Raw genomic sequence first — 16,091 nt, 5'->3', positions numbered from 1 at the left:
TTGTATAAACTAAAAAATTAGCGTATTATTGTCCGCATCAGGCGGCAGAAGAAGTAGAGTACCACCGAGATGAGGATGATCGAAGCCCCGCTCGGCACGTTGAGGTAGTAGCTCACCACCAGTCCGCCCACGATGCCGGCGAAACCAAACAAGGCCGAGAGCCACACCATGCTGCGGAAGCGATGCGTGAAGAGCGCGGCCGACTGCTGGGGAATGGAAAGCAGCGAGATGACCAAGACGATGCCCACCATGCGCAGGCAAACCACGATGGTCAGGGCGATGAGCGCAATCATCACCCGCTCGATGAGGCGCACAGGTAGTCCCTGCGTCACGGCAAACTGGCGGTCGTAGCCCACCGTGATGATGGCCGGCGAGAGGAGCAAGTAGAACGCGTACGTCAGTAGGGTAAGTCCACCGATGATGTAGAGGTCGAGGCGCGAGATGGAGAGGATGTCGCCGAAGAGGTAGGCCGAGAGATCATTCATAAAGCCCGGTGTGAGATAGGCAAAGAGAATGCCCACCGCCATACCGAAAGTCCAGAGCATCGCAATGGCGCTGTCCTCGCGGATGTTGCGACGGCTCAGGAAGTCGATGGAGAAACCCGAGAAGAGGGTGAAGGCCGCAGCCCCCACCAAGGGACTGATGCCCAACCACGCTCCGAGGCCCACTCCGCCTAAGCCGGCATGGGCCATGCCGCCCCCAGCAATCACCAAGCGGCGCGTGACGACATACGTCCCTATCACGGCGCAGAGCATCGCCGCCAGAAAACCGCCTAAGAGGGCGTGCTGAAAAAATGTGTAGGAGAGAATCATAGGTTTTCGGCTTGTTCGCTCACAATCATATAGGCCTCGTCTTTCAAGGCATCGGGCAGTGCCACACCGCGCAGTTGCAACGAGCGCAGCCAACCATGAACCTCTTCGGGGCGCATCGTGGTGAGCACTTCTTCAAACTGTTCCACTTCGGCCGCAGTATAGGCATCGGAAGCCTTACCGCGGTAGTCGTCGAGTTCTTCATCCTCGTAGTAGTCGGGCTCTTCTTTCAAGTCCTCCACTCGACAATCCAGGTTGCACATTCCGCCCAGTCCGCAGATGGGGCGCGGCTGTTCCTCGCGTTCAGACGGCTGCTGCACATCGGCAGCAGGGGCAGGCGTGGCGGTTGTTCCGAATTCCGATACTTTCTCCTCCGTGGTGCGCGGCTTTCGGCGCAGCGCGTTGATAATATTGATGAATACCATCAGGAGCGAAGCGATGGCAAATGCTATGAGAAATTTCATTGTTGTTCAAAATTTTTGAGGTCGTCCCAAAAGGAAGGATAAGATTTGGCCACCACTTCGGGGTGCTCGATGGCCAGTCCTGTGCAGCGATAGGCACACGGCGCAAAGGCCAAAGCCATGCGGTGGTCGTCGTAGGTGGCAATGGGGGCTGAAGCCACGGTCGCTGGTTGTGGCGCATCGCAACGCAGCACGGCGTCGCCTTCCACCACTACCTCACAGCCCAGTTTGCGCAACTCCTGTTGCAACGCCGCGAGGCGGTCGGTTTCCTTGATGCGCAAACTCTCCAAGCCGCTGAAGCAAAACGGCCGTCCCAGCATGGCGCACGTCACCACCAGCGTTTGAGCCAAGTCGGGCTGCGCGCTGAGGTTCAGTTCGAGGCGGCCTGTCGTGGCCTCCCCCTTGGTGAGCACCACGCCCTCGGGCGTAAATGCCGTGTGCACTCCTAAGGGTTCGAAGAACTCACGCGTGCGGCAATCGCCCTGTAAGCTCTCGCGCTGCAATTGTGGCAGCACGATGCGCGCTTCGCTGTCGGGAGAGAGTGCGAGGAGTTCGTACCAATAGGACGCCGCACTCCAGTCGGCCTCCACGGTGTAGTCCGCCGTGCGCTGATAGCCGCCGGGGGCTACGAGGATTTCGTTCTCCGTTGTCCAGTGGGCAATGGCACCGAAATCGCGCATCAGGGCCAGCGTCATGTCTATGTAGGGGCGCGAAGCGATGTGACCAGCGAGCGTGAGGGAGAGCCCTTCGCGCATCACGGGCGCAATCATGAGGAGCGCCGAGATGTATTGCGATGAGATATTGGCCTCCACCGTCAGAGAGCCGCCGGCGAGTTCGCCGCCTTTGATGCGCAAGGGTGGGAAGCCTTCTTCCCCGACATACTCCATCTCCGCCCCCAATTGTCGCAGCGCATCGACGAGCACGCCGATGGGGCGTTGCAGCATCCGCTCCGACCCCGTGAGCACGCGCTCGCCGGGGCGTGTGGCGAAAAGGGCTGTCAGAAAACGCATGGCTGTACCCGCTCCGTGGATGTCGATGGTGGAGCGAAAGCCCATGAGTCCGCGGCGCATCACAATGGTGTCGTCGGCCTCGCTGAGATTGTGCAAACTGACGGGCTGCGGCAAGCACGCATTGATAGTGAGCAGGCGATTGGAGAGACTCTTCGAGGCTGGCAGCACAACCGTCCCGCGCAGCTCCGGCAAGAGCCGTAAAATTTTAAGTTCCGACATGGTTTGTGGTCTTTGTATGCAAAGATAGGAAGAAATTGGGGAAAATGGCTGATTCCTTTCTTGGTGGGCTCAGACTGGTCGGACTGGTCTGACTGGTCGGAGGTCCTCTTGTGGGGGGTGGGTCTCGGACTGGTCTGACTGGTCTGACTGGTCGGAGGTCCTCTTGCGGGAGCTGGTTCTCGGACTGGTCGGACTGGTCCGACCTTATTGCCTCAGCCGATACAATAAGGCTGTCAGCTGGCTTCCTTATTGCGCCAGCTGACACAATAAGGGAAAACGCTCGTTTTCGGGCATTTTCCCGCGCTTTTGGCCACTCCTTTCTGCCATACAATCCTAATTTTCCAAGAAAAACAGTATCTTTGCGCAAATACTAACAAAGCATTTATATGACTTTCACCGAAAAAGCATGGCCTATCTTTGAACAGGTTGTGCGCGATTATCACAAAACCGATAGTATCGATGCGGCAGTGCCCAACCCCTTTACGCCGCAAACCATCGAGTACGATCTCTATCGCAAATGCTGGATTGATGCTGTTCAATGGCACATGGAAGACCTCATCCGCGACCCGGAAATCGATCCGCAGGAGGGTATGACGCTCAAGCATCGCATCGATAAGAGCAACCAGGAGCGCACCGACCTCGTGGAACTCATCGACAGTTATTTCCTCTCTCTCTTCCATGAGGTGAAGCCATTGCCCACGGCCACCATCAACACCGAAACGCCGGCATGGGCGGTGGACCGCTTGAGCATCTTGAGCCTCAAAATCTGGCACATGCGCGAACAAGCCGAACGCCCCGATGCTTCGGCCGACCACAAAGCGCGTTCCGAACAGCGACTGAACGTGTTGCTCGAACAGAAGAGCGACCTCTGCGGCGCGCTCGATGCCTTGCTCGACGACCTCGCTGCTGGTCGCAAGGTGATGAAGCTCTACAAGCAGATGAAGCTCTACAACGATCCCGAGACCAACCCCGTATTGTATAAAAAATAAGACCTCTGTGCACCATATAGCCATACTCCGATTCTCCGCTTTGGGCGACATCGCCATGACCGTCCCAGTTGTCGACTGTCTGGCGAGGCAGTACCCCGACCTCCGCATCACTGTGGTGTCGCGCCCCTTTGTGGCACCGCTCTTCGAGCACCTACCTCCGAATGTGGACTTCTTTCCCGTGGATTTGCGGAAGGACTATGTGGGGTTGCGCGGACTGTGGCGACTGGCGCGGCAGCTGAAGCGTCACGGCGTGGATGCTGTGGCGGATTTCCACAACGTGTTGCGAACCATCGTGATTCGCCGCATCTTGCAATTTCATGGCCTCCGCGTGGCGCATATCGACAAGGGGCGGGCGGAGAAACGCCGCCTCGTGGCGCATACCTCCCACAAGCGGTTGCCGTCCTCCTTCGAGCGTTACAACAAAGTGCTGGCGCATTTGGGACTGGACGTGACGCTCAACTTCCAGCGGCTCGCGCTGCCTGCTTCGCCCCTCATCGATGAGCTTTTAGGGCCGCGGGGAAAGACCGAATACCTCCTCGGCGTGGCTCCCTTTGCGGCGCATCGGGGGAAAATCTACCCCTCCGGAAAACTCGCTGAGGCGTTGGCACTCATCTTGGAGCAACGCCCCAGTACGCGCTTGTTTGTCTTTGGCACGCCGCGCGAGATGGACACCATCCGCAAGGAATGGGACGACCGCTTCCCCCGCATCGTCTTCGTCTCCGACACGCTGCGCGGTCTGGGGCAGGAATTGCAACTCATGGGTCGCCTCGATGCGATGATCTCGATGGATTCGGCCAATATGCACCTGGCCTCACTCGTGGGCTGCCCCGTGGTGTCGATTTGGGGACAGACGCACCCCGACGCGGGCTTTATGGGCTGGGGACAAATGGGCGCAAACCTCGTGCAGCAGGAGCTGTCGTGCCGTCCCTGCTCCATCTTTGGCAATAAGCCTTGCCGCTTCGGCGACTACCGCTGCATGCAGAAAATTTCGCCCAATATCATTGCGGCGAAAGTGGATGAAATCTTTACTGGAAAAAAGCCGAAAGAGATTGTTTAGGGCCCTAGGAACCCTAGGGCTGCTAGGAAGCCTAGGCTTCCTAGCCCAATCACTCAGAGAGCTCCATCTCGAAGGGCGCACCATGGCGGCGTATGTAGCGCTTCCAGAACTTTCGGCGGGCAGAAAGCATGAGCTGGCGGCAGTCGGCAGGGGAAGCGTGGCGCGCTTCAGCATAGGCATCGGCCATCGCCTCGAAGAAAGGGGGCTGTCCCCAGAGTCGGGCGAAATTGCGGCAGCCCTCGGCCACAGAAACGCTCCCGAAGCGCATACGATTGGTATCGACAAGAGAGAAATGCGGCTCGCCATCGATAACCTCAAAAAGAATGTTGCCCGGCGAATAGTCGAGATGAAGAATTCCCGCCTCGTGAAGGCGCGCCGTGAGGCGGGCAAAACTGCGAGCCACCAACAGCACCTCAGGAGTGAGCGGCGCGGTGGCAAACTCATAGAACCGACGCGTGTAAGGACACTGCACACTGACGAAAAAACTCTCCGCTATCAATCCTCCTTTTCTTCGTTCGAGATAGGCCACCGGTTCGGGACTATCTACTCCGGCCGCGTGCATACGAAACGGATTCTCATAGGCGCGTAAGCCTTTGGGGCTGCGCAAGAAGGTGTAGACCAGGCGCTGAAAAAAACTGGGCTGGCGAAACCGCTTCACGTTGAGCTCCAAATCCTCCCACTGACACACGCGCAGGGAGTTGCGACTCTCGCGCAGGCTTCGCCCCTCGGCAAAGTAGGCGTCGATGTGTTCGAGGAAGGGGCGTACCCGTTCGTATTTCGGATTGATGAGTAGTTTCATTGAGCAGTGTTGAAGATGGAAAAAAGGTGCGCCAAGTCCCGACAAAGAGCGAAGACGGGCGGCAGCCACGGGCGAAAATCGGTGGGTACGCTGTCGTGCACACGCAGGTTGAGCTTCGCCGCTGCGCTTTTCCCTTTCTGGCAAAAATAAAGAAGAGCGTGAAAAGAACCAAAATAATTTGGGAGAAATCATAATCTGATTTAATTTTGCAGTGAAGAAAGGTAACTCGTCTTTACACTTTTTGGGTTATGCATGTCTTTCGTTGATACAGCGAGGCCGCGAGTTTTCCCCTTTCTTTTTTACACTTACAACTATGCAGATTGCTTACGACGCTAAACGCCTTTTTAATAACTTTACAGGCCTGGGCAACTACAGTAGGACACTGATAGATATGCTCACGGCTCGTTTTCCGGATAACACATACCTGCTCTATACCCCTAAGATTTCGGATGCCAACGTGGTGAAGCCTTATCGCCACAAAGAACATTGCCGCACGCGCATGCCCGAGGGACTTGTGCGCGGTTCGCTTTGGCGCGGCTATGGTTTGGCCAAAGAGCTGAAGAAAGACCAGGCTGATCTTTACCACGGCCTTAGTCATGAGCTACCAATGGGCTTGGGGGCTGCTCGAATTCCGGCAGTGGTGACGATGCACGACGTGGCTTGGCGCACCTTTCCTGCGATGTACCACCGCTGGGACCGCGCCATCTACGACTTCAAGGCGCGCTATGCTTGCCGCGAGGCACAACGCATCGTGGCCATTTCGAAAGCTACGAAACGCGATGTATGCAAATTCTACAACGTGAAGGAAGAGAAAGTGGAGGTCATTTATCAGCCTGCACAACAACTCTTCTATGCGGAACTCAATAAAGAACTGGCGCATCGGAAACTGAAACAGTACTTGCCGCAGTTGCCTACGGACTACCTCCTCTATGTGGGTTCGGTGAACCGTAGGAAAAACCTCATGGGCATCGTTCGCGCTCTCGAAGCCATCCCTGCTGGCGAGCGACTGCCACTGGTGGTCGTGGGCAACGGACGAGAATACCTCGAAGAGGTCCATTCCTATGTGTGCCGCTATAAGCTGAGCCGTAAGTTCTTCCTTTTCACCGATATTTATGACAATCGCCTGCTGCGCTATCTCTATGAGTGCGCCACGGCCTTTGTCTTCCCTTCCTTCAACGAAGGCTTCGGCCTGCCCGTGGTGGAGGCACAACTCAGCGGTACGCCCGTGGTGACCTCCAACGTGTCGTGCCTGCCCGAAGCTGGAGGCCCTCATTCGCTGCTGGTAAACCCGAACGACCCAGAGAGCATTGCTCACGCCATCCGCACCCTCCTTGCCGACGACGAGGCGCGCCAACAGCGAGGCCGCGACAGTAGGCAGTGGGCCCTCGAGACCTTTGCGCCAACCCGCCTTGCCGAGCAGATGATGCAGATGTATCGAGGCGTGGTGGGGGAGGAATGATCTGTCCCCGTAGGGCCTTAGCGAGCGAAACAGTCCCGCCGAAGTGCTGACGAAGACCTGCCCCGTAGCTGTTCAGCGTTTTGCAGCGCGGAGGAAAGAACGAAAGAAGAATATTTTTACATCAATAATAAGTTCTGTTATGAAAACATGGATTCTGGCAAGCTTTATGGCTTGCGCGGCCTTGTCTCTCCAAGCGAAAGACGCGGCAATGGTAGCCCCTGACACCTCCCACACGGAGGTTGCGACAACGGACCTGAAAGTCCTACAACCCTCTTTGAATTTGGAACCCGTGAAGAACGTGACGGGTACGATACTTGGTCCCTTCGGTTGGGTGAGTGCCCATTTCGACACGCGCCTCAAAGGCAACCGCGGTTGGGGTTTTGGCGGCGGATTGGGCTGGGCTTATTCCGGCTCCAATGATTGGTTTGGCGAAAAGCAATCGTTCCACCTGCTTTCGCTCTCTCCTGAGTTCAACTACCTCTTCGGCAAGAAAAAAAGCAAATTTGAGTTGGGCGGCGGTATGACCGTGGCGCTCATCTTTGGAAAAGTTGAATATCCCGAAGATGGTTATCTGGGGTATAATGGTCCAGGTTATGTTGTCCCTGGTAATACTCATGAAACATTCTTGGCCTATTATTTCTTCGGCACGATAGGCTATCGCTTGCAGCCCTTCCGTGGTTTCTCCATGCGCGTGGGTATTTCCCCCGTCTTCGGCTTAGGCGGCGACCACTCCGTGGACGGCTTCCTCATCCTCCCCTATTTAGGTTTTGGATATTCGTTCTAAGAAATAGCTTCTTCCATCTCCTCTACCTCCGACCAGTCCGACTGGTCGGAGGTTCTCTTTTTGGTGGGCTCCGACTGGTCCGACTGATCCGACTGGTCGGAGGTTTTTCAAGAAAGCTGGTTCTCGGACTGGTCCGACTGGTCCGACCCGTCTGAGCCCACCAAGAAAAGCGCAAAAGAATAGCTGCGGCCCATTTCACAACGTGCCGCAGCTTCACAGAACTTATATAGAGATGAAAAAACTATTTCCTAAATCAGAGCAACAGGGGCGGGCTTTGTGGATGCCTCTCTCCCTTGAATGCATTGCAAAATTACGAAGCGTTTTTGATTTAGACAAACAAATAATAGAAAAAAAAGCGAAAAATTTTTTCTTTCTTTTATTTTGCTAATTGTCAGTTAGCATTTTCTGGTCGTTTTCTCTGAGATAGGATTTTTCTCAGCAATATATGTCACTTTTTTGTTAGGCGAATGCTCTCGGGCAGCAATTCGATGCGGCGGGAGCGGTAGAGCGTACCCACAGCGCGTTTGAAGGTCTTTTTGGACACACCAAATTCGCGCATAATATCCTCTGATGCAGACTGGTCTGTAAAGGGAATCTCCCCTCCGGCCTCCTCGAGGCGTTCCTCCAGAATCTCTGCAAAATCGCGGAAGCGACTTTTGCCGATTCTTTGCAGTGAGAGGTCAAGTTTTCCGTCGGGTCGGAAAGTGACGATGCTGGCGCGGAGACGTTCGCCGGTGCGGTGGTCTTCGTAGATCTGATTGTCGTAGATGAGACCCGGCCAGGCATTGTCCACGATGACCTTGAAGCCGAGCGGCGTTTTCTGTTGGATGAGGATGTCGACCTCCTCACCGCGGTGGTAGCGGCCGTAGGGGGTGGGTTGGATGAAGCGGTCCACCTTTGCGGAGGCCACGATGCGGCTCGTTTCTTCATCGATGTAGATATAGACGATGTAGGAACGGTCCTTTTCCATGCGGCGTTTCTGCTCGCGGAAAGGCACGAAGAGGTCCTTCATGAGTCCCCAATCGAGGAAGGCGCCGTACTCGTTGACCCACGCCACGCGCAGATAGGCAAATTCGCCCACGCGTGCCAGAGGCGTTTCCGTGGTGCCCACGAGGCGTTCCTCCTGGTCGAGATACACGAAGACGCGGACTTCATCGCCGGGCTTCATCTCGGGCAGCACATAGGTTTTGGGCATGAGAATTTCGCCCACTTCGCCGCCGTCGAGGTAAGCCCCGTGGTCGGTGAAGCGCGTGATGCGCAGCGTGTTGTAGTTGCCCAGTTGGAGGGTGGAGGTGCGCTCAGTTGCGGGGGCTGTGGGACGCTCAGATTGTGGATGCTTCATTTTCGGGGAGGTTGGAGGGCGGCACGCTGATATGGCCGTCGATGATGTGGATAGTGCGGTCGGTGAGTTGGGCCAGTTCCTCGTCGTGCGTCACGATAACGAACGTTTGGCCCAGTTTGTCGCGGAGTTCGAAGAAGAGCTGGTGCAGTTCGGCCTTGTTGTGGGAGTCGAGCGAACCCGAAGGCTCGTCGGCGAGAATCACATCGGGCTGATTCATCAACGCCCGCGCCACGGCCACGCGCTGCTGCTCGCCACCGCTCAGCTCGTTGGGCTTGTGTTCCGCACGATTCTGAAGTCCCATAAACTGTAGGAGTTCGAGTGCGCGCTGACGGAGTTCACCATGGGAGCGGCGGGCAATCATTCCCGGAATCATGATGTTTTCGAGCGCCGTGAATTCGGGGAGGAGTTGGTGGAACTGAAAGACGAATCCGATGTGCCGGTTGCGGAAGTCGGCCAATTTGCGACTGTTGAGCGCCAGCACGTCGGTACCGTTGATAAGGAGGCTGCCCGCATCGGGCTTGTAGAGTGTGCCGATGATTTGGAGTAGCGTGGTTTTGCCCGCGCCGCTTGGGCCTACGATACTGACAACTTCGCCTTTCTTGATGTTGAGGTCGATGCCCTTGAGCACCTCGAGCGTGCCGAAGGATTTCCTGATTCCGTGGAGTTCTATCATAATGGCGTCAAAGTTAATGGAAAGCGGAGGAAAAAGCAAGAGGAAGAGCCTCTCCAGCTTTCTCGAGAGAGTCTCGGAGTTCTCGGACCAGTCCGACCAGTCTGACCAGTCTGAGGAGCAGCTTTCTCGAGAGGACCTCGGACCAGTCCGACTAGTCCGACCAGTCTGAGCCCACCAAGAGAGGCTCAGTCTGAGCCCACCAAAAAAGGCCCTCAGGCCTCTGAAAACTGTAGTTTCAAGGGAGAAGCTTTTTGGAGGTGAGCTTCGAGTTCTTTTTCCTCAATCTCGTAGGCCGAGAGAGTGGAGGAAGTGGGGTATTTGTTAAAAAATGGATCGTCGGAGATATAAAGGCGAATGGCCTCCACTTCGGGGTGTGTGAGCATTCGCTTGCAGTAGGCCTCGATGCGTGGGCGGCTGCGAGGGAGCACTTTGACGCCCGCGCCGCCTGTTGCAAGGCGGAGAGCTGCGATGACGTGTACCGTTTGGCGCAACTGCTTCACGGCGGCAACTTTTTCGGGAGAGAGTTTGTGGGAGATACTGATGTTGCGACCAAAGGTTTGGTTGATGTCGTTCATCAACTTGCAGAAGATGAGGCCGTGAGGCGCTGTGTCGTGGAGTCGGTGGTAGGCGATGTGGTAGTGAATCATTTCGTGGATAATCACATCGTCGAGTTCTTCGGGCGTGAGGTCGAAAAGCACGCTGAAACGCAAGTAGAAATCGTAAGGCTCAATGCGTCCCAGCGGTGTGCGGCGCGTGCGGTGTTGGTACTTCCCCACGAAAGTCGTTGCGCGGGAGAGGCGGATGGGGATGTCGGGGAGGTGGTTGCCGAAGATGAGTTGGTTGTATTCTTTGAATTTCTGTTCTATATAAGGAATGGAGGCACGCATATTTATATCTATGAGTCTGATGCAGAAGTGCTACTTCGGGCTTACGAGGATGAGGGCATCCTGCACGCTCACAACGCGGATGGGGGTGCCTTCATCAATGAAACCTCCGGCACTCTTCACTTCAACGTTCTTGCCGTCTATCTCGGCGTTGCCGATGAGAGCCAGGCGGGTGAGAGCGCGTCCCTCGTCGCCAGGGCGCACGGAGAGCTGTGCTGCGGTGGCATTGGTAGAGTCGATGTTGGTGTGGAGTTCGGCACGCTTGATGATGGGCGAGCGACTCACGAGCCAGAACAAGAAGAGCACGAAGGCCACGGAGGCGAAGAGGGCACAGGTGGCGATGAATGCGCCATAATGGTAGAAAGTGATGGCATCGGCCACGAGGATGAGGGCAGAGGCCGTGATGCCAGGCACGCCAAAGCCAGGCGTGACGAAAGCCTCGATGGCGAAGAGTAAGAGGGCCACGAGGACGATGGTGCCGATGAGGAGAAGTGGTGACATAATGCTGTTGTTTTTTCGGACGGGACGGACTGTTCTGGTGAGTCCGGCGTGTCGGAATGTTTTTAGGGGAGAACGAGAGGGAAGTGTTCGTGTGTTTTTTTTAATACGCCTCGCGATACTTCGATTCATCTTTGTCGTCGAGCATGGAAAGGTAACTCTGATAGCGCGAAGGCGCAAGGCGGTGTTCTTCGAGGGCCTGAAGCACCGCGCAACCAGGTTCGTTGGTGTGCGTGCAGTTGCCGAAGCGGCATCCAGCGGAGATGCTGAAGAGGTCGCGGAAGAAATGGGACACTTCCTCCCTTTCAAACTCGAATGTGCCAAAGCCTTTGATGCCGGGGATGTCGATGAGTGCGCCTCCCTGGGGCAGGTCGTAGCGCTCGGAGAAGGTGGTGGTGTGCATGCCCGTTTCGTGGGCGTCGCTGATAGATGCGGTGCGCGCGTGGGCCTCGGGAATGAGCGCGTTGAGGAGGGTAGACTTCCCCACACCAGAGTTACCCGCTAAGAGCGTGAGGCGGTTGGTGAGTAGTGGGGCGAGCGCATCGAGTCCCTCATGGGTGACGGCCGACACATGTAGCACCTCGTAGCCTATGTCGCGATAGATGAGCGTGAGGTAGTCGAGCATTTCGTGCTCTTCGCTGGAGAGGTCGTCGGTTTTGTTGAAGCAGATGGCAACGGGAACGCGGTAGGCCTCTGCGCTGGCCAGAAAGCGGTCGATGAACGTCGTGGATGTTTCGGGGCGCGCAATGGTCACGACGAGGAGAGCCAGGTCGAGATTGGCCGCCAGGATGTGGCTCTGCTTGGAGAGGTTGGAGGCTTTGCGAACGATATAGTTTCGGCGTTCGTCTATCTCGCGGATGAAAGCCGTTCCGCTGCCGTCCTCGATGATGCTAACGCCATCGCCCACGGCCACGGGGTTGGTAGAGCGGATGCCTCGCAGGCGGAAGTTGCCCTTGACTTTGCATTCCACTTCGCGCCCATCGTCGGTGCGCACGGTGTACCAGCTGCCGGTGCTGCGTACTACCTGCCCGTGAGTGTGTGTGGTGAGGGTTGGCATAGTTGGTGGAGCTTTTTTGGTGGGCTCTGACTGGTCGGACTGGTCGGACTGGTCGGAGGTCCTCTGAGGGGGATTGGTTCTCAGACTGATCAGACTGGTCGGACTGGTCGGAGGTCCTCTCGAGGAAGCTGGTTCTCAGACTGGTCGGACTGGTCGGACCCGTCTGAGCCCACCAAGGAGAGCTGCTTAGACAGTCATGATTTCTTTGTTCTTGACTTCGAGGAGCTGCTCGATCTGCTTCACCATTTTGTCGTGAATCTTTTGCAGGTCGTTCTCAGCGTCCTTGCGGAGGTCTTCGCTCAAGCCCTCTTTTTCGGCTTTTTTGAGTTTGTCGATACCGTCTCGGCGAATGTTGCGGATGGCCATCTTAGCTTCTTCAGCCTCCTTGTTGCACTGCTTCGTCAGCGCGCGGCGGCGTTCCTCGGTCAGCGCGGGGATGGCCAGGCGGATCACCTCGCCGTTGTTCTCAGGCATGATGCCCACCTCGGAGTCGATAATGGCCTTCTCGATGGCGTGGAACATGCTCTTGTCCCAAGGCTTGATGGCGATGGTGCGCGAGTCGGGAGTGGAGATGGCCGATACGTTGTTGAGCGGCACTTGGCTACCGTAGGAATTTACACGGATGCCGTCTAAGATGTGAACATTGGCCTTTCCGGCGCGGATTTGAGCCAGCGTCTCTTCGAGGTGCATCACGCTCATTTCCATTTTTTCCTCACATTCTGCGAGGCATTGTTTTACGTCGAACATATCTTTTTTACCTTATTTATTTGTTATAATTCACTATTATTGGGCGAAGATAAGTATTTTCTCGGATTTTGTCAAAATACGCCTTATATTTTTATTGCCGCAGGAGCACATTTCCTACTTAGCACATTTAATTATTACCTTTGCACGGAAGATGAACCAGTTTGCCGATATCATATTGCCCTTGGCCGTGAGCCAGCCCTACACCTACCGCCTGCCGCAGGAGCTGGCTGGGCGGGTTGTCGTGGGTAGCAGAGTTGTAGTGCCGCTCGGTCGCCGCAAGTACTACACCGGCATCGTTTTCCGCCTCCGCGCCACGCTGCCTGCCACTGTCGACGCGTCCGCCTTGAAGGACGTGGCCGAACTGGTGGACGACCATCCTCTGCTGCTGCCCGCACAGTTGCAGTTTTGGGAGTGGATGGCGCAGTATTATATGTGCACGCTGGGCGAGGTGATGAAAGCCGCCCTGCCTTCGGGCCTCAAACTCGAGAGCGAGAGCGCGGTGCGGAAGCATCCCGATTTCTCCGATTTCGATGCTCTCACGGAGCGCGAGAGTCGTGTTCTTGACGCTCTTTCGGCCGAAAAAGGAGAGAGCCTTGCGAGTTTGCAACGTGAACTAAATATTGACAATATCCTACCGCTTGTGCGCCGTTTGCTGGAGCGTGACGCTGTCGTGATGGAAGAGAAGATGACGCGGCAGTATCGGCCCAAAACGGAGAAACACGTGCGCCTTGCCGCCGACTTTCAGGATGAGAATCGCCTCAATGAAGTTTTTGAAAACCTCAAGCGCACACCTAAACAGAGCGAACTTCTCCTCAAGTATCTCGAGTTTTCCAAGGCCTCCACGGCTTTTGCTCTCTCCAATATGGGGTTGCTCGAGGAAGTGGCGCGGCGCGATCTCCTGCGCCTCCCAGGTGCTTCTGAGTTTGCCCTCTCTGCCCTCGTCGGCAAAGGCATTTTGGAGGTCTACGACTATGAAGTGGGCCGACTCAAAACGCAGAAGGCACTGCCCGAACTTTTGACAAAAGAACTCAACCCAGCGCAGCAGCAGGCCTATGAGGAAATCACGCAATCCGCCTCTACTCCCGTCCTGCTGCATGGCGTTACCTCCAGTGGCAAAACGGAGATTTATATCCGCCTCATTGAGGAAGCTTTGCAGCGCGGAGAGCAGGTGTTGTATCTCCTGCCCGAAATCGCCCTTACCACGCAGATTATGACGCGGTTGAGTCGGGTTTTTGGCGACAAACTTGGCGTTTATCATTCTAAGTTTCCCGATGCCGAGCGCGTGGAACTCTGGCAGCGGCAACTCTCGGAGCGTCCTTTCCCGCTCATTCTCGGCGTGCGTTCCAGTCTGTTCCTGCCCTTCCGCAAGTTGGGGCTAATCATCGTTGATGAAGAACACGAAACGAGCTACAAACAGCAAGATCCTGCACCGCGTTATAACGCTCGCGATGCTGCCCTTGTGCTGGCGCGTTCCATGGGGGCACGCGTGCTTCTCGGAACGGCCACTCCAGCCGTGGAGACCTACCACAACGCGCTTTCTGGGAAGTATCGACTCGTGGAACTCACCACGCGCTACGGCGATCGGCAACTGCCCGAAATCGTGGTGGAAGATGTCAAAGAATTACGCCGTAAGAAACTCATGAAAAGTCCGTTCTCGCCGCGCCTGACCGAAGAGATTCGCGAGGCGCTGGCTCATCACGAGCAGGTCATCCTCTTTCAGAACCGCCGCGGGTATAGTCCCGTTTTGGAATGTCACACCTGCGGCTGGACGCCTCATTGTGAACATTGCGACGTACCGCTCACCTACCATCAGCAGCAGGGCCGCCTCGTTTGCCACTACTGCGGAACGCCCTATCCGCTGCCCCAGCAGTGTCCCAACTGCGGGAGTACCGAATTGCGCGACTTGGGTTATGGCACGGAGAAGATAGAAGCCGCCGTGCGCGCCTTTTTTCCCGAAGCCCGCACGGCGCGCATGGACCTCGACACCACGCGCAGCCGCTCCAGTTATGAGCGCATCCTCGAGGCCTTTGGACGGGGCGAAACGGACATCTTGATCGGTACGCAGATGGTCACGAAAGGACTCGATTTCGAGCGGGTCCACGTGGTGGGCATCCTCAATGCCGACCAGAGTCTCAATGTGCCCGACTTCCGCGCCTTTGAGCGTTCGTTTCAGATGCTCAGTCAGGTGGCGGGGCGCGCTGGGCGCAAGGGCCGTCGCGGCCTCGTGGTGTTTCAGACACGCCAACCGCAGTTGCCCGTGGTGCAGCAAATCGTGACGAACGACTACCGCGCCATGTACGCCAGTCAGCTCCTCGAGCGGCGCGAGTTCCTCTATCCACCTTTCTGCCGCATCATCAACATTTTTGTGCGCCACCGCGATGAGCGCATTTGCGAAGACGCTGCACAAAAGTTTGCGCAGAGCATCCGCCCTTATTTCCAGTCCGACCTCCTCGGTCCGGACCGCCCCGCCGTGGCGCGCATCCAAGCGCTCTACATTCGGAAGATGATGCTCAAGGTGCGCCCCGCGTTCTCCGCGGCTAGCATCCGCCGCACCCTCCTTTCTGCTCGCGATGTCCTTTTAGCGCGTCCCGAACTCAAAGGCGTGCAACTCTATTTTGATGTAGATCCGCTTTGATTTTTCCCTTCAGTCTCTCTCCAGCGGGAGGAAGGCTTTTGTCTTTTTTGTATGCATTAGAGCGGTTCTGGTGTTAAAATTTTGAATTTCTTTGTTCTTTTCTTGTTTAAGAAAGAGAAATTCACTTACATTTGCATATCTCTAAACAATTCATTAAAACAATTAAAACGATGAAAAGATTTTTCGTAATGCTTGCAATGCTCGTAGTGGCATTCGTTTGCTCGACAACGGCTTCTGCCCGTGGCGTCATTATCTATGGTAATGGTGATGCTCTCAAAACGCTCCACGAATTGCCCGACAGTTTTACCAACGACGAGGGCGACCATTTCAATCTTGGTGTTCACTACAAGAGTTTCACTCTTTTCTGGTGTCCTGTGTGGAACTATGGCGACTATACCTATGCTCTTGTTGACAACAAAGAGGAGAAATATGTTGACCTCACCGTGGAAGAAGCCAAAGAGATTGCTAAGGAATGTAAGTTTGAGATTGCCGATAAGCCCTCTCTGCCCCTCGGTACTCAGATAGGCCTGAAGCCCGTTGTTCTTCTTGTCATAGGTCTCGCTATCTACGGTCAGATTCCCAGCAGAAAGAAAAAGAAAGAAGATTAAAGGAAAAAGCCCCCTCCATCTCCCCCATAAAGGGGGAGTGCTCGGCTGCCACTTGCGTGT

Annotated in this window: 17 protein-coding genes; 7 read left to right on the top strand and 10 right to left on the bottom strand. The window is 55.8% G+C overall.

Annotated features, from left to right (window positions below; genetic code table 11):
- Window positions 1-17 precede the first annotated feature (17 nt).
- From ABLA33_RS05700 to ABLA33_RS05690, 3 genes are read right to left on the bottom strand one after another with little or no spacing between them, the layout of a single operon-like run.
- Entirely contained in the window at window positions 18-812 is a 795-nt protein-coding gene (locus ABLA33_RS05700; protein WP_347719579.1) for a metal ABC transporter permease, read from the bottom strand.
- Window positions 809-1,273 carry a hypothetical protein gene (locus ABLA33_RS05695; protein ID WP_347719578.1) on the bottom strand — a complete coding sequence of 155 codons (465 nt, stop codon included), beginning with the start codon at window positions 1,271-1,273 and terminating at the stop codon, window positions 809-811. The genes ABLA33_RS05700 and ABLA33_RS05695 overlap by 4 nt, the downstream gene beginning before the upstream one ends.
- Entirely contained in the window at window positions 1,270-2,499 is a 1,230-nt protein-coding gene (locus ABLA33_RS05690) for a 3-phosphoshikimate 1-carboxyvinyltransferase (RefSeq protein ID WP_347719577.1), read from the bottom strand. Before ABLA33_RS05690 ends, ABLA33_RS05695 begins: the two co-directional genes overlap by 4 nt.
- 386 nt (window positions 2,500-2,885) lie before the next feature.
- On the opposite strand from ABLA33_RS05690, the gene ABLA33_RS05685 reads away from it, so the two are divergent.
- Window positions 2,886-3,488, top strand: coding sequence for a DUF4254 domain-containing protein (locus tag ABLA33_RS05685; RefSeq protein ID WP_311489679.1), 603 nt, complete (start codon window positions 2,886-2,888; stop codon window positions 3,486-3,488).
- Window positions 3,489-3,543: 55 nt separating this feature from the next.
- Window positions 3,544-4,545, top strand: a complete 1,002-nt coding sequence (locus tag ABLA33_RS05680; protein WP_347719576.1) for a glycosyltransferase family 9 protein — start codon at window positions 3,544-3,546, stop codon at window positions 4,543-4,545.
- A gap of 49 nt (window positions 4,546-4,594) precedes the next feature.
- On the opposite strand, the gene ABLA33_RS05675 is transcribed toward ABLA33_RS05680, so the two are convergent.
- Complete coding sequence (locus tag ABLA33_RS05675; RefSeq protein ID WP_347719575.1) at window positions 4,595-5,488, bottom strand: lipopolysaccharide kinase InaA family protein; 894 nt, start codon at window positions 5,486-5,488, stop codon at window positions 4,595-4,597.
- A 169-nt stretch (window positions 5,489-5,657) separates the two neighbouring features.
- Between ABLA33_RS05675 and ABLA33_RS05670 the strand changes: the two genes are divergently transcribed.
- The 3 genes from ABLA33_RS05670 (at window position 5,658) to ABLA33_RS05660 (ending at window position 7,975) form a co-directional block, all read left to right on the top strand.
- Entirely contained in the window at window positions 5,658-6,803 is a 1,146-nt protein-coding gene (locus ABLA33_RS05670) for a glycosyltransferase family 1 protein (RefSeq protein WP_311489682.1), read from the top strand.
- A 139-nt stretch (window positions 6,804-6,942) separates the two neighbouring features.
- The gene (locus tag ABLA33_RS05665; RefSeq protein WP_311489683.1) at window positions 6,943-7,587 is read left to right on the top strand and encodes a hypothetical protein; all 645 of its coding nucleotides are present in this window, start codon (window positions 6,943-6,945) and stop codon (window positions 7,585-7,587) included.
- A 232-nt stretch (window positions 7,588-7,819) separates the two neighbouring features.
- Window positions 7,820-7,975 (top strand): hypothetical protein, encoded by a 156-nt coding sequence (locus ABLA33_RS05660; protein WP_315092353.1) that lies wholly within the window; start codon window positions 7,820-7,822, stop codon window positions 7,973-7,975.
- Between the two features lie 60 nt (window positions 7,976-8,035).
- Here the strand turns inward: ABLA33_RS05660 and ABLA33_RS05655 are convergent, their stop codons facing one another.
- The 6 genes from ABLA33_RS05655 to frr form a co-directional block, all read right to left on the bottom strand.
- Complete coding sequence (locus ABLA33_RS05655) at window positions 8,036-8,929, bottom strand: S1-like domain-containing RNA-binding protein (protein WP_347719574.1); 894 nt, start codon at window positions 8,927-8,929, stop codon at window positions 8,036-8,038.
- A complete protein-coding gene (locus ABLA33_RS05650) occupies window positions 8,910-9,602 on the bottom strand; it encodes an ABC transporter ATP-binding protein (protein WP_347719573.1) in 693 nt (230 codons plus the stop codon). The genes ABLA33_RS05655 and ABLA33_RS05650 overlap by 20 nt, the downstream gene beginning before the upstream one ends.
- 212 nt (window positions 9,603-9,814) lie before the next feature.
- Window positions 9,815-10,489: a SprT-like domain-containing protein gene (locus ABLA33_RS05645; protein WP_347719572.1), complete on the bottom strand. Its 675-nt coding sequence runs from the start codon at window positions 10,487-10,489 to the stop codon at window positions 9,815-9,817.
- Window positions 10,490-10,519: 30 nt separating this feature from the next.
- Window positions 10,520-10,987 (bottom strand): NfeD family protein, encoded by a 468-nt coding sequence (locus ABLA33_RS05640; protein WP_347719571.1) that lies wholly within the window; start codon window positions 10,985-10,987, stop codon window positions 10,520-10,522.
- 100 nt (window positions 10,988-11,087) lie between these two features.
- Entirely contained in the window at window positions 11,088-12,041 is a 954-nt protein-coding gene (rsgA, locus tag ABLA33_RS05635) for a ribosome small subunit-dependent GTPase A (protein WP_347719570.1), read from the bottom strand.
- Window positions 12,042-12,227: 186 nt separating this feature from the next.
- On the bottom strand, window positions 12,228-12,788 hold the full coding sequence (gene frr / locus ABLA33_RS05630; protein ID WP_009348008.1) for a ribosome recycling factor: 561 nt from the start codon (window positions 12,786-12,788) through the stop codon (window positions 12,228-12,230).
- 151 nt (window positions 12,789-12,939) lie between these two features.
- Between frr and priA the strand changes: the two genes are divergently transcribed.
- Window positions 12,940-15,423 carry a primosomal protein N' gene (gene priA, locus ABLA33_RS05625; RefSeq protein ID WP_347719569.1) on the top strand — a complete coding sequence of 828 codons (2,484 nt, stop codon included), beginning with the start codon at window positions 12,940-12,942 and terminating at the stop codon, window positions 15,421-15,423.
- A 170-nt stretch (window positions 15,424-15,593) separates the two neighbouring features.
- Window positions 15,594-16,031, top strand: a complete 438-nt coding sequence (locus tag ABLA33_RS05620; protein ID WP_347719568.1) for a hypothetical protein — start codon at window positions 15,594-15,596, stop codon at window positions 16,029-16,031.
- Window positions 16,032-16,091: the final 60 nt, after the last annotated feature.

It is taken from the genome of uncultured Alloprevotella sp., assembly GCF_963536905.1.
Lineage (GTDB): Bacteria > Bacteroidota > Bacteroidia > Bacteroidales > Bacteroidaceae > Alloprevotella.
Note: the sequence above shows the minus strand (reverse complement) of the source record. Positions and strands in the feature narration are given on the sequence as shown.